This window comes from Tolypothrix sp. PCC 7712 (genome assembly GCF_025860405.1).
GTDB lineage: Bacteria > Cyanobacteriota > Cyanobacteriia > Cyanobacteriales > Nostocaceae > Aulosira > Aulosira diplosiphon.
In genome coordinates this window covers 4,682,941-4,700,764 of sequence record NZ_CP063785.1, presented here as the reverse complement: position 1 = coordinate 4,700,764, position 17,824 = coordinate 4,682,941, and the positions used below count along the sequence as shown (strand labels likewise).

The 17,824-nt window shown below is 40.6% G+C and carries 15 protein-coding genes; 6 read left to right on the top strand and 9 right to left on the bottom strand.

The window, feature by feature from the left end; genetic code table 11:
• Positions 1-124 precede the first annotated feature (124 nt).
• The 7 genes from HGR01_RS19315 to HGR01_RS19285 form a co-directional block, all read right to left on the bottom strand.
• A complete protein-coding gene (locus tag HGR01_RS19315; protein ID WP_228045527.1) occupies positions 125-2,302 on the bottom strand; it encodes a glycoside hydrolase family 10 protein in 2,178 nt (725 codons plus the stop codon).
• 214 nt (positions 2,303-2,516) lie between these two features.
• A complete protein-coding gene (locus HGR01_RS19310) occupies positions 2,517-3,719 on the bottom strand; it encodes an alpha/beta hydrolase (RefSeq protein WP_045873906.1) in 1,203 nt (400 codons plus the stop codon).
• A 190-nt stretch (positions 3,720-3,909) separates the two neighbouring features.
• The gene (locus HGR01_RS19305) at positions 3,910-5,406 is read right to left on the bottom strand and encodes an aldehyde dehydrogenase family protein (RefSeq protein ID WP_045873905.1); all 1,497 of its coding nucleotides are present in this window, start codon (positions 5,404-5,406) and stop codon (positions 3,910-3,912) included.
• Between the two features lie 188 nt (positions 5,407-5,594).
• Positions 5,595-5,969 carry a hypothetical protein gene (locus HGR01_RS19300; protein WP_045873904.1) on the bottom strand — a complete coding sequence of 125 codons (375 nt, stop codon included), beginning with the start codon at positions 5,967-5,969 and terminating at the stop codon, positions 5,595-5,597.
• Positions 5,970-6,246: 277 nt separating this feature from the next.
• Positions 6,247-6,948 carry a class I adenylate-forming enzyme family protein gene (locus tag HGR01_RS19295; RefSeq protein ID WP_052335402.1) on the bottom strand — a complete coding sequence of 234 codons (702 nt, stop codon included), beginning with the start codon at positions 6,946-6,948 and terminating at the stop codon, positions 6,247-6,249.
• A 170-nt stretch (positions 6,949-7,118) separates the two neighbouring features.
• Positions 7,119-8,021 carry an AMP-binding protein gene (locus HGR01_RS19290; protein WP_045873903.1) on the bottom strand — a complete coding sequence of 301 codons (903 nt, stop codon included), beginning with the start codon at positions 8,019-8,021 and terminating at the stop codon, positions 7,119-7,121.
• A gap of 299 nt (positions 8,022-8,320) precedes the next feature.
• Positions 8,321-8,794, bottom strand: coding sequence for a hypothetical protein (locus HGR01_RS19285; protein WP_045873901.1), 474 nt, complete (start codon positions 8,792-8,794; stop codon positions 8,321-8,323).
• A 117-nt stretch (positions 8,795-8,911) separates the two neighbouring features.
• Here HGR01_RS19285 and HGR01_RS19280 point away from each other — a divergent pair, with 117 nt between their 5' ends.
• The 4 genes from HGR01_RS19280 to HGR01_RS19265 all read left to right on the top strand — a co-directional run bounded on the left by HGR01_RS19280 (position 8,912) and on the right by HGR01_RS19265 (position 12,843).
• Entirely contained in the window at positions 8,912-9,043 is a 132-nt protein-coding gene (locus tag HGR01_RS19280) for a hypothetical protein (protein WP_255325361.1), read from the top strand.
• A 343-nt stretch (positions 9,044-9,386) separates the two neighbouring features.
• Positions 9,387-10,148: a DUF2993 domain-containing protein gene (locus HGR01_RS19275; protein ID WP_045873900.1), complete on the top strand. Its 762-nt coding sequence runs from the start codon at positions 9,387-9,389 to the stop codon at positions 10,146-10,148.
• 80 nt (positions 10,149-10,228) lie between these two features.
• Positions 10,229-11,923 (top strand): beta-carotene ketolase CrtO, encoded by a 1,695-nt coding sequence (gene crtO / locus HGR01_RS19270; protein ID WP_045873899.1) that lies wholly within the window; start codon positions 10,229-10,231, stop codon positions 11,921-11,923.
• Positions 11,924-12,117: 194 nt separating this feature from the next.
• Entirely contained in the window at positions 12,118-12,843 is a 726-nt protein-coding gene (locus HGR01_RS19265; RefSeq protein WP_045873898.1) for a class I SAM-dependent methyltransferase, read from the top strand.
• Between the two features lie 403 nt (positions 12,844-13,246).
• On the opposite strand, the gene HGR01_RS19260 is transcribed toward HGR01_RS19265, so the two are convergent.
• Positions 13,247-14,425 carry an MFS transporter gene (locus HGR01_RS19260; RefSeq protein ID WP_045873897.1) on the bottom strand — a complete coding sequence of 393 codons (1,179 nt, stop codon included), beginning with the start codon at positions 14,423-14,425 and terminating at the stop codon, positions 13,247-13,249.
• 346 nt (positions 14,426-14,771) lie between these two features.
• On the opposite strand from HGR01_RS19260, the gene HGR01_RS19255 reads away from it, so the two are divergent.
• Positions 14,772-15,791, top strand: coding sequence for a hypothetical protein (locus HGR01_RS19255; protein ID WP_045873896.1), 1,020 nt, complete (start codon positions 14,772-14,774; stop codon positions 15,789-15,791).
• A gap of 171 nt (positions 15,792-15,962) precedes the next feature.
• Positions 15,963-16,538, top strand: a complete 576-nt coding sequence (locus tag HGR01_RS19250; RefSeq protein WP_045873895.1) for a Uma2 family endonuclease — start codon at positions 15,963-15,965, stop codon at positions 16,536-16,538.
• Positions 16,539-16,657: 119 nt separating this feature from the next.
• On the opposite strand, the gene HGR01_RS19245 is transcribed toward HGR01_RS19250, so the two are convergent.
• Positions 16,658-17,428 (bottom strand): hypothetical protein, encoded by a 771-nt coding sequence (locus HGR01_RS19245; protein WP_045873894.1) that lies wholly within the window; start codon positions 17,426-17,428, stop codon positions 16,658-16,660.
• Positions 17,429-17,824 lie beyond the last annotated feature (396 nt).

The window sequence follows — 17,824 nt, the reverse complement described above, 5'->3', positions numbered from 1 at the left end:
TATTTGTTGGGGAAGGGCAAAAGGGGTAAGAAAAAACCTTTAACCCTTACCCTTGCACCTTTTCCCCAAACCAAATTCCGAGTTGAAAATCCTGAACCGAGCAGTATCCTGGATGGAGAGTCTGTCAAGTACGACTACGAAAACCCTGTTGTCCGTTAACTGGATCGAGTAGGACATCGTATTTATCAAAAAATCCCATCCCACTATTTACCAATACAGGATTTTCTGCTTTTGCAGAGACATTAAGGTTCCATACATTAATTCCATCCCGGTTTCCTGGTGTGACGCTGTAGTCAAAAACTCCAGGGATTCCTAATTTCAGTGCATTTTCTGGGCGTAACCTGCCAGGTTTGAGTTTACCTATTAAAGCAGCAGATTTAACTTCGGTAAGACCTCTGTTGCTTCCACTATCAACGACCATTTTTCCGTTACAGGTATTTTTCAAGGAAGTACCAGAGATAGTTACACAAACGCCGTTAAGCCCAGAATCCCATCTGTTACCGGGTATATCATTAATCGCAGGTTGTGGGCTTAAGGAAACCATCTTAAAACCATTTTGATTATTGGCTGTTAAACCCAGAATGAGGCTAGCTTTGTTGTTGCTACCAGTAATAATCAAGCCATTACTCAGATTTCCTGGTAGTTTTCGCAAAGGGTTATAAGGAAGTGATTTTTCTGAATAATTGACACCAATAATACCGGAGAACGGTGTACCACTTTTTGCAGAGCAGTTAGGCTTTTGGGGAAGACATTGACGGCTGGTAACAATCTGTACCGGAACAGGTTCGTCTGTGGAAAGCAGACCAAGCTGCATATTAGTGTAAACTAATTCTCCTTCCAGAACAGTACCATCACTTAAAACTTCTTTGATAATTTGACCTGTTCTGTTGATAGGAGCATTACCTAAAAATTCTTTTGGAACTCTTAACCCAGCCGAGCCTGTGTCTAATAAAACCCGTTTTGGCTGACCACCTGCGATCGCTAATTCCATAAAATAGCCGCGCGATCGCTGACCGACTGAACCTTTAGCATATAAAGGAACTGATATAGTATTAAAACTAGGCTTACGGGCTGTAAATTGGAAGCGATCGCGCACAGCCGGATTAGCAAACACTTCTTGAAATCCAGCTTGGCGCTGTGCGGCTGGTTCTTGTCCATAGTCCCACAGGCTTTCGTAGTAGAAGAAAGTCACACCTAAACCCTGTTGTTGAGCCGCCCGCACTTGGGATTGAATTTGTTGGATGGAAACTGGGCGATTTCTCAACCCAGTCATGATCCCCACACCTGTGGGTATAATTTGTTTGGTTTCGATTAGTTCTGGGCTGGTGAGTTTACTGTTAAAACTTTCCAAATCACTCCGGTAAAGCTGGACAATCAACTCGTCTACCGCACCCAAGCGTACCCAGGTGAGCCAGTCTTGCAATTGATATTTGTAAGCAAAATCGTAGTAATTGGGAGATACAGAGAAAATCGCATTGGGTTTTTTGGCTTTCACAGCTCGGTTGAGCTGGAACATAAAGGCTGTGATTTTATCTGTGCGCCATTGCTTCCATGCTTGAGCGTGAGGATTGGGTGGTGGAGGGCTGCCAGTTTCTTGAGTATATAGGTTAATTGTGTACTTGTCGTAGCCAAAATCAACCGGTAAACTCATGTGGTCGTCAAATTGAATGCCATCAGCGTCATATTGAGTGATGATTTCTAAGACGAGGTCAGTAATAAACTTTTGTACTTCTGGGTGAAAGGGATTCAGCCAAGCCACTTCACCCGCAGCGCTAATAGAAGTTTGGGTTCCATCCTGTTTTTGCGTCAGCCAATCGGGATGGTTGGATGCGAGTTCGGAAGTGAGGGGAGCCATAAAGCCAAACTCAAACCAAGGTATAGCCAGTACCCCTTGACGACGGGCTTGAGCCACGATGTCTGCAATGATGTCTTGGCCTTCTTTTCCTTTGAAGTAAAAGGGGATACCAGCGCGTTGTGCTACAGCGCTGGGATATTTGGTATAGCCATCATTCCAGACTAGGGGATAAATGGTGTTAAAGTTCAGGCTGCGGAGTTGACCAATAGTCTCTTGAAGTTTAGCGCGATCGCTCAAAATCTCAAAGTCATTATTCGTCATCCAAACCCCGCGAATTTCTGTAGCAGGTACTTGTGATACCTGAGCGGTTGCAGGGATGAGGTTATGTAAGAGTAAGACTGTAGCAAATGATATTGCAAATAGTAAGGAGAAAAGGTGCTTAATTGAGCGTAAACCCTGATTATATAAAGGAAATTGTCTAAATATGGATAATAATTTAGTGAGCATAATTTTAATTTTTATACTTTTGAACATCAATTGAATTGCCATTGCTCCCTAAATATTTATGCTGAAAATTGAGGTTAATTTATAACATTCCATATAATACAAACATAAAATTACCGCACCAGTAAAACTGATGCAGGTTAAGCTGAGTAAGATAATAGACGCAAATCAGGGGGATTAGTGCCAAAATCTGATATCTTCTCAGATTCTATTCAGACTAAGGCCTAAACAACGCCCAAGCCAAAAACCTCTCGGTGTAATATAGGGCTAATTGATTGCTGACACCGTTGAAAACAGCATCAAAAGCGTGTTCCGCCCAAGGTATTTCTAAAAAAACCGCAGTTTCGCCAGCTTTGTGTAAAGTTTCATACATTCGCTTACCAAATTTTGCTTGGACGACATGGTCGCGACTACCGTAAATTAATAATGTTGGTGGTAAAGGGCGAGTTACGTAATTAATTGGGGAAGCAATTTTATACTCATCAGGTAATTCTTCCGGGGAACCACCAAGAAAAGTTTTGAGAATCGCACGAGTATTTAGCGGATCTGGTTGTGGCGGATCATTATAGCCTTCAGTTAAGTTCACAGGCCCGTAATAACTTACTACAGCACGAATCTGTGGCGCATCTGGTTGATAAGCCGCTAACATGGCGAGATGTGCGCCAGAAGAACGACCTAAAAGTATCATGTTTTCGGGGTCAGCTTCATATTCTGCAGCTTGTTGGCGAATAAAATTGAGCGCTGTACGCACATCATCCAACTGTGCGGGAAACTGATATTTGGGCGCGTGTCGGTAATCAATGGCAAATACTGTATATCCGCGAGCTGCTAAATATTGATTGAATTTATAATTGGCGTGAGGATTACCATTTTGCCAAGCTCCACCATAAATTACTACTAATGCTGGATATTTTCCTATTTCTTCTGGTTGGTAAACTTCCATTTTTAAAGGAACTCCCCCAGGTGTAGCGAATAAAATATCTTTTCTGTGACGGATTTTTTCTAGGGTAATACCTCGGAAGCTGTTCACTAACGAGAAGGGTTGAGGTTGCATTTTAGCACTTATTTGAGGTGGGATTTGTGCTAAATAATTCTCGCCTAATTCTTGTTGGATTGCTGCCGACATTTGCATTTGAGTTGGTACAATTTTGCTTAAAACTGAAGTACACAGCAGTAATCCAATTAAGCTCAAAATGCAAGTAGTAATTTGTATTTGCGGTTGATAAATACATAAAATAGCTGTTACCAAAGAGATGATATTCAAGATAAATAACCAAGGGCTAACTTCTGGCGCTCCTACTCCTAAAGGCTGCAACAAACGATTCGGAGCCGGAATTATAATCCAAGAACTGAGAAATAAACTGGTAACACTCAGTATTATTGCCAGCCAAGGTAAAATTATTTGATATGTAGAGAACATCATGATCAAAAGAGGGCGCGTTATGACTTGCAATACTACTCGGTTAAGTGTTTTGAACTCAAAATTGGTTTTGGGGAAAAGGTTAAAGGTTTTTTATTTCCCTTTTCCCATTCCCCTTTTTCCCCTTAACCGACAAGTATTGTGATGTCTTTAGCCTAACGCACCCTTGACTAGAAGCGAGAATTACGAATTAAGCTAATTTGATGTGAATGGCTTTTGTTTCTAAATACTCTTCTAAACCATTCTTGCCTACTTCGCGACCAATTCCGCTTTGTTTGTAACCACCATAAGGCATAGTTGGTTCTAAGCCAGAAGTATGATAAGAGTTCACCCAAACTGTACCAGCACGAATTCCTTTAGCCATTTTGAAGGCGGTATCGAGATTTTTAGTCCAGATGGCTGCTGTTAAACCGTACATGGTTTGATTGGCGATTTGTAATGCTTCCGCTTTATCTTTAAATGTCATAATTGACAGCACCGGGCCAAAGATTTCTTCTTGAGCGATCGCCATTTCATTGGTAACATGATCAAAAACGGTGGGTTTAATAAATAAACCTTGCTCAAATCCAGGTACAAGATAACGTCCGCTACCACCAATTAAGAGTTTTGCACCTTCTTTTTCCCCCAGTTGAATATAGTTTTGAATGCGTTCAAACTGGATTTCGTTAATCACTGGCCCCATCATCGTTGTATTATCTGTGGGGTTGCCTATTTGAAAAGTTTGGGTAGCGGCAAGAAATTGCTCAATAAATACATCTTTAATGGACTCATGCAATAACAATCGAGAACCTGCTTGGCAGACTTGACCACTATTAATATAGATGCCAAATAATGCCCCGGGAATTGCTTGAGATAAATCTGCATCACCAAAGACTATATTAGGACTTTTACCGCCTAACTCTAAACTCATTCGTTTCAGGGTGGGTGCGCCTTTAGCCATGATGCGTCTACCAACAGCAGTGGAACCTGTAAAGGCGATTTTATCAACTAAGGGTGATTCAACTAAATGTTCTCCGACCACTGGGCCGTCACCTGTGACAATATTAATGACACCATCAGGTAAACCAGCCTCGCTGAGAATTTCCGCCAGCATAAAGGCGGTGGAGGGAGTAAATTCGCTAGGTTTAACTACCATTGTGCAACCAGCTGCGATCGCAGGTGCAATTTTCCACGCCACCAATAGTAGGGGGAAGTTCCACGGGGTGATAATGCCCACAACACCCACAGGCTCATGTACTGTTAAACCAATAGCATTGCGATCGTATTGAGTAGTAGATTCTCCTTGTAGGTTCAGTGTTAAAGCCGCAAAGTAGTCAAATACTTGTGCTGTCATTTGCACTTCACCAATACACATTCCTATTGGTCTACCTACTTCTTGACAAATAACTGCAGCTATTTCTGAGGTTTTTGTTGTTAATAATTCGGCAGTTTTTCTTAGAATATCATGACGCACGCGAGCGTGGGATGTTGACCATGTACCATCATCAAATACTTGTCTTGCAGCTTGAATGGCAACATCAGTATCAGCTTGATTACTCCAAGGAATTTGAACGATAGTTTCACCAGTTAACGGGCTTTTTCGTTCGTAGTTAACACCAGATAAGGGCGAAATATATTTACCATTGATGAAATTTTGGTAGGTGCGAATTGTGGTTTGTGACTGGGGAGGTGTGAGTTGGGTAGTCATAGATTTTGTTTTATCTGTTAAGAGAAAGTATAAAATAGTCTCACGCAGAGGCGCAGAGAGAGAAAGAATGAGAATTAAGTGCTAGTACAAATCGGCGTAAATAAGCAGACCATTCTAAACTCACGAAACGCTTACGCTGTATTCATTTTGAATTTTGAATTTTGAATTTTGAATTCCGCCTTGCGGTACTAGTTGCAAACTGTGACTGGAACTGTATATGTCTGGACAGTGACAGATGGCACACCATACAATCCGCCATTACCAAAAAATGTACGTGGTTGCAATACAGTGCGGCATTGTTTACCTTTTGCTGTATTTTGTTGATTTGGTGCTGATTGATTGGCATTGATATTAGTAGGTGGTTGAGAAGGTTTTTGGCTAACTTCCAGAGATTGATTGAGTTCCTGTAACGCTTGGTTTAATTCTTCTAGCGCTTGATTGAGTTCCTGAACATCATTGTCGCTAACTTCTTGGGCGGAAGCTTTTAGAGGTAAAGTGCTGCTAGTAAAGATTCCTAGAGTTGCGATCGCAGTTACAATTACAGCGTGGTGTTTCTTGATCATGGTTTAATTTCTCCTGGCAAATCTGCTTTTAGATAGTCATAGTTTCTCTTTCTTCGTTGTTTACTCACCAGTTCAAAATCTGCTCAGTTTTTGTTCATTTGGATTGGGGATTGGGGATTGGGAGAAGAGGGAGATGAGGGGGATGAGGAAGAAGAGGGAGCAGAGGAAGCAGAGGTGTAGGGAAGAATAGCCATTACTCATTACTCATTACTCATTACCAATTACCAATTACCCATTACCAAATGACAAATGACAAATGACAAATGACAAACCCCAATTAACTAATTTCCCTTTGCCAAAGTATCTCTGCTATGCGCGTCATTCCGGCTTTGAGATGACGGCGGTAGGTGCTGAAGGGTAAATCTAATAACTCGGCGGCGGTTTCTTGGGTGGGTGCGGGTTGTAAATAAGTGCGATGAATGACGCGATACAATGCTGCTATTCTGTCGCTCATAAATTCCTTTAATTCTATTTTGCTAATGGCATATCCTGCTTTCAGTACGACAAATGCTTGCACAATTTCACCACAATTTGCATTGGGTACACCAATAACTGCGGCTTCTTTCACAGATGGATGTTGATATAAAACTGCTTCCACTTCTAAAGGCGAAATATTAGAACCACCCCGAACGATAATTTCTTTTCTACGGCTCACAAACCAGTAATAATTATCTGCATCCATCCAAGCCAAATCACCTGTATATAACCAGCCATCTTGTAATACAGCGGCGGTAGCTTCTGGCTGATTCCAATAGCCAAGCATCATTGCTTCACTTTTGACAATAATTTCGCCAATTTCACCTTGAGGAACATCTTCCCCGTTTTCATTGACTATTCGCAGCATCATTCCCTCTGTAGCTTTCCCAATAGAACCAAGGCGTTTAGCATCGTTAGGGTTCATGCTATAAGGAATTACCTCTGTCATCCCGCATCCTTCAAGAATTTCTACACCAAATATTTGGGTAAAACCGAATGGCACTAAGAAAAAGTGAAATCCTTGCCTGGACTGGGTGTTGGGGGTAGGGTGCAGGGTGTAGGGAAGAATAAAGAGTTTCTAGAAATCAGTGCCAACATAAATAAATCTTCAACTCACTACACCCGACACCCGACACCCCACACCCAAAAGCCTTATAGGTAATGGGTTTGCCGTTATCTTAGTGCCATTCGGGTAAAACCTTGTTGTAACGTTGCGGGAACTGCATCACCACCAGCAAAACAAAGTTGCAAACTATCTAGACGGTAAGCAGCTACTTCTGGATAGTTCACCAAAGCGTTATACATGACTGGTAGTCCGTAAAGTTTGGTAACACCATGTTGCTGGAGATTTTGCAAGACTAATCCTGGCTCAAAACGAGGGATAATTACTAATGTTGCACCAACACTCACAGATGCAATCATTTGCAAGGCAAAACCAAAGATATGACACAGAGGTAACATCACACCACTAATATCTGCATTGCTTAAGTTGGTTTGTTGGCTGTGATATGCGGCTGTAATCAGTAAAGATTTATGGGTGTGGGTAACGCCTTTAGGACGTGCTGTGGTACCAGAAGTGTATAAAATTGCCGCGATCGCACTTTCATCTAACTTAGGAAACTCTATCTTACCTCTATGTGGTTGTAACATTTCCTCAAAATTACGCACATCAGGAAATCTAGAATTATTACGCAATACAAAGTATGCTTCTACACTCGTAATACTTTCTTGGATCGCCTGAATTTCCCCAAATAAATCTCCTTGGCTGATACAGATTTTAGCTTGACAGTGATTGAGGATATATTCGAGTTCCGGTGCTTTCAAACGATTGTTGAGAGGAACTGCGATCGCACCAATTTTAAAGCAAGCGTAGTAACAAAAGACAATTTCTGGACAATTTGATAGATGAATAGCAATGCGATCGCCTTGAGAAACACCCATTTTCATCAAGGAAGCAGCGATTTTGTCTGTAATCTCATTCAAGTCTTGATAGTTCCAAGCTTGATCCTCAAACAGAATCGCTATTTTATCAGAGTATAAGTTACTAGCATTGATTACACAATCGCCAAGACTCATATGATATGTTTCCTTCCCAGGCTAAAGTTATATACGTTGATTCATTGCGCTTGGATCTGTGTAGGCGCAGATTAATTACCACCAAGCTGCAAAATAAAGCTAAGTGCTGATATCAATTGATGAAAATTCCAGCAAAAATATTTTTTTCGTAGGGGTTTCGCAATGCGAAACCCTCGAATTCTTGCAGAAGTCGGTAAAAGAGAGAAAGATTTGGTATTTCCCCTTTCCCCTTTCACCTTTCCCCCTTCCCCTTTCCCCCTTCCCCTTTCCCCCTTCCCCATTCCCCATTCCCCATCTCTTTAACCCACACCCATAGCCGCAACAAGCTGTTCTAATGACTGTGGTTGCATAAAATTGGTGTATTTAGCCGCTAGTTCTGGGGTTAACAATTCTAATAACAGACGGTTTTCAACCCATAATTCTATGACTTCAAAAAATCCGCCGCGATCGCAACGTACCACACGCCAACCTTCACGTGCTGCAATTGCAAAAATTTGTTCTTGGCTTGTAGGTACATCAATAGCTGCGTGTACTGCTTGAAACTGGCTAGAAGAATTAGTGTCTCGAAACTCCACTTCAGCATTACCATTACCAGGAACCAATTCTGTACCTAGTGGATAAACCTCAATCATTGTTCCTCTAGCATCCCAAGCCATAGCCATATAACTATCGCCATGACTAGGGAATGGTACAACACGTCCTCCCCAAAGTTCAGCGATCGCTTCCGCAACGTGACGGGGATTAGCAGCAGGAATCGAAATGTGACGAATCATTTTTGACCTCTTTGTACTTGACAAACTACTGTTTTCTGAATCGATAGTTGTAGTCTGTCTTGTCCTATTGCTCATCTTCCAGGTCAAAAATTGTTCACTTTTTGCTTATTGTTGAATATGGGGGAATATAGGGATGCTGACAAAGACCCCAAAATTTTTGGTATAGCTACACGCTCAACTGCTGATGAATATTTACACTTAAAGCTTGAAAAAATCAAATCATCTGGCATATTGACTGTTAACGGTTAACAGTCAACAGCCAAAACCGATATTTTTCACAACTAAAATAGGATTGTTATAAAGAAATAATTTTTGACTTAAAATATCTATCAAATTGTAGATATATTAATGATTTATCTTCATACTAATGATATATTCTATTGCAAGAAAACAGATTTTTTTGGTAATTCATATATAATTTGCTGACGATAATTGACTATTTCATTTATGTGCAAGTAATTTTACAACACAAATCTGATTTTGATAGATTGTTTTCTATCTTCCTAGATGCATATACCATACTATAGATACCTTCCTGACTCTGCAAATATTAAATTGAGTAGGTAAGAGGATAGTAGGAGTATAAGAACTCATGCCAGACAAGGAAAGGTTGGAGGAGCATATATTATCACAGGCGGCAGAAAATACTCTATCCAACCAGTTGGACGAAGTAGAACAAATAGATGTAGATGTGCGAACCGATCTACTTAAAATTGTTCAGGGACAGGTAGATGAAGTTTCCCTAACTGGTCAAGGTCTGGTGTTCCAAAAAGACATCCGTGTACAGGAAATAAAAGTCAAAACAGATAACGTTGCTGTCAATCCTTTAAATGCAATTTTTGGACAAATTGAACTAAACGAGCCAGTAAATGCGATCGCTCGAATTGTCATGACAGAAGCAGATATTAATCATGCTTTATCTTCTGACTTAATTCGCAGTCAATCACAAAATTGGGATTTGAATGTAGATGGCGAAATTGTCAATTTTAATCTGCAAGAAATGCAATTATTGCTACCTGGTAGCGGTAAAATAGAATTCAGGGGAAAAGTGCTGCTCAATGAACTGGGAAACAGCCGCTTACTAGATTTTACCGCGAGACTTAAGCCATTCACCCATTCACAACCTTTACTCTTAGAGAGCTTCAACTGTAATCAGGGAGATGGTTTGTCAGTCAATCTCATAGCAGCATTAATGCAAAAGGTAAAAGAAATGCTGCAATTACCATATTTTGAATGGCAAAATATGCTATTAAGCATTAAAGATATGAAAGTACAGGCAGATAATATCATTATGCTAGTCAAAGCCCATGTCAATCAAATTCCCTCAACAGATTCTCTGCTTTCTCCTCAATAAAAAGAAAGCTGCTAACCGAGGTTTTTTTCACTATTAGTGTTGTAAATTTATTCAAGCTACACCATTTCTAAATTACAAATATGCAAGAGTACGATGTTGTGATTATTGGTGCAGGACATAACGGTTTAGTATGTGCTGCATATTTACTAAAAGCTGGCTATAGTGTCCTGCTATTAGAAAAGCGTTCTGTTCCTGGTGGTGCAGCTACCACTGAAGAATGTTTACCCCAAGAAGCACCTGGATTTAAATTTAATTTGTGTGCTATTGACCACGAATTTATACATTTAGGGCCAGTTGTTGAAGAATTAGAATTAGAAAAATATGGTTTGGAATATCTGGAATGCGATCCAGTAGTATTCTGTCCCCATCCAGATGGTAAATATTTTTTAGCGCACAAATCTCTCGAAAAAACCTGTGCAGAAATCGCGCGTTATAACGAACGTGATGCTAAAAAATACGCCGAATTTACCGACTATTGGCAACGAGCATTAGGTGCCATGATTCCCATGTTTAATGCTCCTCCAAAGTCGATTATTGATATTGTTGGTAATTACGACATCACGAAAATCAAAGATTTATTTTCTGTCATTGGTTCTCCGAATAAAACGCTGGACTTTATTCGCAACATGATGACTAGCGCAGAAGATTTACTTAACGAATGGTTTGATGAAGAGTTTCTCAAAGCACCCTTAGCGAGGCTAGCAGCAGAACTGGGTGCGCCACCATCCCAAAAAACCATTGCGATTGGTGCAATTATGATGGCAATGCGTCACAATCCTGGTATGGCTAGACCTCGCGGTGGTACTGGCGCACTTGTCAAAGCTTTGGTGAATTTAGTTACAAGTAAAGGCGGCGTAATTCTCACAGACCAGCACGTAGAAAAAGTGTTGATTGATGATAAAAAAGCAGTAGGGGTACGCGTTGCTGGCGGCAAAGAATATCGCGCTAAATATGGAGTAATTTCTAATATTGATGCCAAGCGTTTATTCTTGCAAATGACTGATAAAACTGATATTGATGCAGTCGATCCAGATTTGTGGGAAAGATTAGAACGCCGCATTGTTAACAATAATGAAACTATTCTCAAAATAGATTTAGCCTTAGATGAACCCCTGCGTTTTCCTTACCATCAACACAAAGATGAATATCTCATCGGTTCTATCTTAATTGCTGATTCTGTAGCTCACGTTGAACAAGCGCATAGCAAATGTACTTTAGGAGAAATCCCAGATTCCGATCCCTCAATGTATGTAGTCATGCCTAGCGCTTTAGATCCCACATTAGCACCACCAGGTAAGCATACAGTATGGATTGAATTTTTTGCTCCCTATCAAATTGCTGGTGCAGAAGGTACAGGCTTAAAAGGTACAGGTTGGACAGATGAATTAAAAAATCAAGTAGCAGATAGGGTAGTTGATAAGTTAGCAACCTATGCACCAAACGTCAAAACAGCAACTATCGCCCGTCGTGTTGAAAGTCCTGCAGAATTAGGCGAAAGATTAGGTGCTTATAAAGGAAATTATTACCACATTGATATGACATTAGATCAAATGGTATTTTTCCGCCCCTTGCCAGAAATAGCCAACTACAAAACACCAATTGATAATCTCTTTTTAACTGGTGCTGGTACACATCCAGGTGGTTCAATTTCTGGTATGCCGGGACGTAATTGTGCGCGGGTATTCTTACAAACTAAACATCCTATAGCCCAAACTTTAAAGGATGCCAGAGATTCAATTAAGTCTACTGTCGGCTCAGTATTTGGAATTATTTAGGGAAGACTCCAAATAAATTTTTCCATCCTCGTAGGGTGCGTCACACTGCGTTAACGCACCCTAATAAACTCAAAGAAGTGCGATCGCAAATATTATCATTGTGGTGTAAAGGATTCGCGATTTTTAGGAAACAAGCTAATCAGGTCATCATGCTTTAATATTGATGCATAGATGCAACATCTGACACCAGCGATATGCAACAACTATTTCCCGGTGAAGTATTTGCCAACACTGCTGATTTTGATACAGGGATTCGTCAGCTATTACCGCGCTATGACGAAATGCTGGAGGTAATTACCCGTTGTCTGCCTTCTACTACTCTTCGCGTCTTAGAATTAGGCTGTGGCACAGGGGAACTGAGTTTAAAAATACTTCAACGTTGCCCTAATGCTCAAGTTATTGCCCTAGATTACTCACCTCGGATGTTGCAATTTGCTCAAAGTAAAATTGTCACAGCCGGATATCAAAATCGGTGGAGTTGTGTACAAGCTGATTTTGGCGAATGGGCAAATAATCCAGAAAAATTTGCTGCAGGTAAGGAATTTGATGCCTGTGTTTCTTCTCTAGCAATTCATCATCTCCAAGATGAGATGAAATTTAAGTTATTTCAGCAAATTGCTGCTAGCTTGAGTCCTAATGGTTGTTTTTGGAATGCTGATCCTATCCTACCGGAATCACCTGCCTTGGTGGAAGTATACAAAGCAGCGCGAGAGGAATGGGCTAATCAACAGGGGAAAACCCTGGCGGAGGTTCGTGCTAAGGTGGGTACAACTACTACACAGGGCTACTCAAGCCAAGACCAATTAGCTTCTGTGGATGCTCATTTACAAATGCTCAGACAAGCAGGGTTTTTAACAGTCGCAGTACCTTGGAAATACTATGGTTTAGCAGTGTTTGGCGGTTGGCTGGGCAAATTTTAGATAATCAGCTTACCCATACACTGTTGTTTAGGTAAATGAAATATATAGCTAAAGGCACAACAATGTTATGCCTTTAGAGGTTATTTATAAAGTAATACCAATTTGAAAAAAGAATGCGACAGATTGTAGGGGCAAGGCACTGCATAGTGGTGTCAACTTAAGCTAAAAGCGATATAGGGCGGGCGTTGTACAAATACCTCGCGCCCTCATCCCCTAACCCCTTCTCCCCCTGGAGAAGGGGAACTAAATCTCTTGCTCCCTTCTCCCTGTGGGAGAGGGGCTGGGGGTGAGGGCGGAAACCTTTCAACCAAGCGGGTTTCGCGTTAAGTTGACACCACTGGGCACTGCCTTGCCCTCTAGAATATATTGATGTGTCGCAAACATTTGTTTTTGGTATTTAAAATTAAACGGTAAATAGTGCAATGAGTAAGGTGATAGGTGCGGCGAGTAACAACCACATAGTGGTTTGTAAACCATAATATTGAGCAACTAAACCCAACACCAACGGTATTAAACCACCAACTAAACCAAATAAATTATTTAGCGTCATGACTGTACCACTTTGTCCTGGCATGGCTGTGTATAATTGTCCTTGCAGAATTGAATACCAACCAGCATTACAGAAACCCAATAAACCAAGAATGACTAATTTGATATTTGTGTTTGGTACCAGCAAAAAAATTGGGTAAAGACACAAAACAATTGTGGCGCTGAGTTTTAAATAATGCAATCCCTTCAATTTTTCTAGTAAAGGGATGAGTAAGAAATCTCCCAGCAAGCCAAACCCTAACCAAACAGTGACAGCAAAACTTGCTTGCGTATTATCTGCACCAACTATATCAACAAAGTACAGTGCTAAAAAGCTACGCAAAATATCTAGCATTAAATCTGAAAATTGCAATAAAGTTAACCACAGGAGAACTTTACGCCGTTTTAATGCTGTCAGGGTATTAGCTATTCCATCCTGGAAGCTATGCAGTGGTTCATCAATGTGGGAAGGTACAGTTTTGATAGGAAATTGCCTTAGCATTCCTACAAGTAACAGCGTCAACAGCGCCAATGCCAAAAACGCACTTCGCCAACTTTGATTTAATGCGACAGCGCCACCTAAAATTAAGGGGCCAATTACATTTCCCACAGAACCAGCTAATGCCCAACGTGCCATATTTTGTTCGTGGCGCGTCGGTTCAATATCCATGAGAGTGGCTTGAGAAAGACTGACAAAGCAACCAGATGCGGGATAAAACAGCACAAAGGCTGCTAATAATAATGAAAAATTATAGCTCTGGCTTAAAAGGAGGAGTGCGATCGCAAAACTCACTCCTCCACCCAAAATTAATTGTCGCCGCTTCCCAATATCTCCCCATATACCTACTATCGGCTCAATTAAGCTACTGATAGTATTGGGTATTGTCAGTAACATTCCTACTTGCACGTAATCAAGATTTAGGTCATGGCGAATTAACGGCCAAGCCGCACCACACAAGCCATCAATCACCTCATCTAAGAATTCAATCGCGAAAAAGATGATGGTTAATAAAATTACATTGTTTGCAGTTCTGTTGCTACCATGCAATGGCATGATTTAATTCTCCCGTCTTCAACATTTGATTACCAACGCAAACTCTTTACAGCGTTGGCTGTTGGCGGGGGAATCCACGAACAAAACTGTACAGGTTGTAAAAGGAACCGCTGGTGCGATAACTTTCTAGCGGCTTACCAAGGTGGGAACTTCATAAAAACCAGAAAATGATGACCTAGATAAACATTAGCTCATTTCATTAAAAAGGGCGGCGAAATCTATCTGACATCCAAAAGCGATGGTAAAGTCAAAAAAGTGGTTCCTGCGTTAAAATCAGCCAATACCAGTCACTTTTTTGAAGGTATGTATAGTAGGCTTAACTCCCGACAGAAGGCAACACTGACCAATGCCCAACGATTTTAAACCCAGTACCAAAGAGCTTTTCAAATTGCTTGGATGGTATGACCGACAGCATTTTCGAGATGAAAATGATGAAGTTTCCCGCGTTTATGAGGTGTGCATAGAGCTTTCAAATCGCGCGTACAAAGAACATAGCGAAGAAATTTACAAGCATGGTACCTGGACAGCAGACCAAGATCTTGTCGATGCTTTGAGAGAAGCTTTAGTGGATCATTCCACTGACTATGCTGCACACTTTCTAGCCTACACACTACTGAAATATGGTTGTAGAAGACCAGAAACATTAGCGCGATCGCATCCCTGGCATCATCTTATGTTTATATGGCATGAAGAGGGACATACGGCTACTCATGTTTCGCAAATGCTGCAAGAAGCTGGAATTGTTGAGCAATTACCACCAGAGTCTATCGAAAAAATCAACTCGTGGATTCAGAACCCAGCCTTTATACTGGATGACCATATCAGCATTATTTTTGAACTATTTGGGCCACGGGTGGCCTTCGCAAATCTGCGTGATATAGGTTTTGAACCTCGGCATGATGAGCTTTTCAGGGATCTTGCTACCTCAGCAATTCCTCCCATTTCTTTGAACAGCATTTCACAAGGTATCGAAACAGAAGAGCGGTTTAAGGATGTGAGCGAAACAACTGAACTCTCCATACGAAATCATGACGGAACAACGGTGAAATACTTAATCTCCGATCAACGCGCCGAAGGAATTGGCATCTTCAGCGATCAGGATTCCCATTGGGTTGTGCAGTACATGCTCAATGGCGAAACGTATCAGTTTCTAGCAGATTGCAGTGGCACTTGGATGGATGTCGAGGCAGTAATTAATCACTTCAATCAGTTAATGGACAGACTCAACCGACGAGAGCAAGCCTTCCGCTTTGGCATGGGTTATCACGAAAATGGGGAATGGGGTTTTTTCATCGTTGCGGATCGTGACCGATTCCCAGAACTCGCTCGACAACTCTATATTCCCCTGCACCTTCATTTTAAATAAAAAAAAGGTTTGGCTCATCACCAAACTCTATATAAATCCAGTGCATAACAACATCCCGAATTAATGTACTCCTTCTGTTTTTAATCGGTCATCATCCCATAGAAATAGAAATAATATGGCAATCATGGAGTAAATTGAGAATTTTAAATTTTGAACTAGGAGCAAAGCGACGTGACATCACTTACATTAAAGCTCGATTCTGTAATTAAACTAACTTCAGAAGAGTTTTATCAACTATGTCAAGATAACCCCGATTTGAAGTTAGAACGTAATGGTGAAGGAGAATTAATTATCATGCCACCTACAGGAGGAGAAACAGGGAAACGCAATGTTAATTTAATATTGCAAGTAGCACAATGGAACGAACAAAATCAACTAGGAGAAGTGTTTGACTCTTCTACAGGATTTACATTACCAAATGGTGCTGATCGTTCTCCTGATGTGTCTTGGGTAGAAAAAAGTCGCTGGAATGCTTTGACTCCAGAACAAAGAGAAAAATTTATTCCTCTATGTCCTGATTTTGTTATTGAAATACTTTCACCATCAGATAGACTGCAAAAAGTTCAAGAAAAAATGCAAGAATATCTTGCTAATGGCTGTCGGTTAGGTTTTTTGATTAATCGTAAACAACAAGAGTTAGAAATTTATCGTCCTCAACAACCAGTAGAGATTTTCAAAGCACCTTTGACTGTTTTTGGAGAAGATGTATTACCGGGATTTATCTTAAATTTGCAGAAAATTTGGTAATTGGTAATTGGGGAGATGATTAATTAATTTTGGCTCTTGAGTAAATCAATTTTAGATTTTTTGGTTAATCAAAAACAATCCAAAATCCAAAATCCAAAATCTAAAATCCGTTGACTTCATTAAAAAAACAACTTAAATCTTGCTAACTGGGCTGTAATCGCGACTGTAAGAACTTTATTCAGTTCTTTACCATCTTGAAATTGCAGAATTTGCTGTTTTGGTAAATCGAAAGGAAACTCGCCTTCTAAATCTGGGCGTTGCATTTGTGCTAGTAAAATTTGTTCTGAACGCTTACTTTGCATCGCATAGCCAAGTTCAATACAGACATTGGGGCTGGGGATTAGTTGTGTAGTTTCTTTACCAGCGATGTTAGCAATGGGTGTAGTATCTGCAATAAACAATAAACTTTTGCGGATTTTTCGCAGAATACCAGTAGAAAGGCGTAAGGGGCCGTTACTTGGACGGTAGGATTCTACTAAAGTTAAAGGTAGACGCGATCGCTTATTCAAATTTTCTAGACTAGTTTGCAACCCAGCGCGCAAAGCCTCACTCGCGTCGGCATACTCGGTTTGATAGCATAAAAAAATTGTCGGATCTAACTGTGCTAACAGCGCTTGTTTGGTGAAATAGATTTCATGACTAATCAAGTCAATATTGGCTACCGCATAGCCACCGCTACCTTCAATATAAAATTCAATATTTTCGCCTTCTAAATAGCGCCCAAACCAAGTTGACTGCTTGACATCGTCACTGTCTTCCAAAAAATCCGCACGTAAACCCGATCGCAGTAAACTTTTTTTACTGAGGCGAATGTCTGGCTGACGCTTTTCTAGTTCCGCGATCGGCTCATAATCTTGTATATACCATGCTCTGAGCGCAATAATTGACATAAGGCGCTATTCTTTGCTATTCAACTTCGTACCAGCTTATACCAATTTTGGATTTTGGGAGAGATGATTATATTGTTTCTTTGTTAATTTCTCTAGAGAAGGAACATAGGTACAGACAAGCCGCCTCCTTGAGGAGTTCACTCTACAATTTGCAAATGAGTTCTCGAAAATAGCAATTGTAGTATCAAAAGCAGCAATTGTAGTATCAAAAGCAGCAATTGTAGTATCAAAAGTAGCAATTGTAGTATCAAAAGCAGCAATTGTAGTATCAAAAGCAGCAATTGTAGTATCAAAAGCAGCAATTGTAGTATCAAAAGCAGCAATTGTAGTATCAAAAGCAGCAATTGTAGTATCAAAAGTAGCAATTGTAGTATCAAAAGCAGCAATTGTAGTATC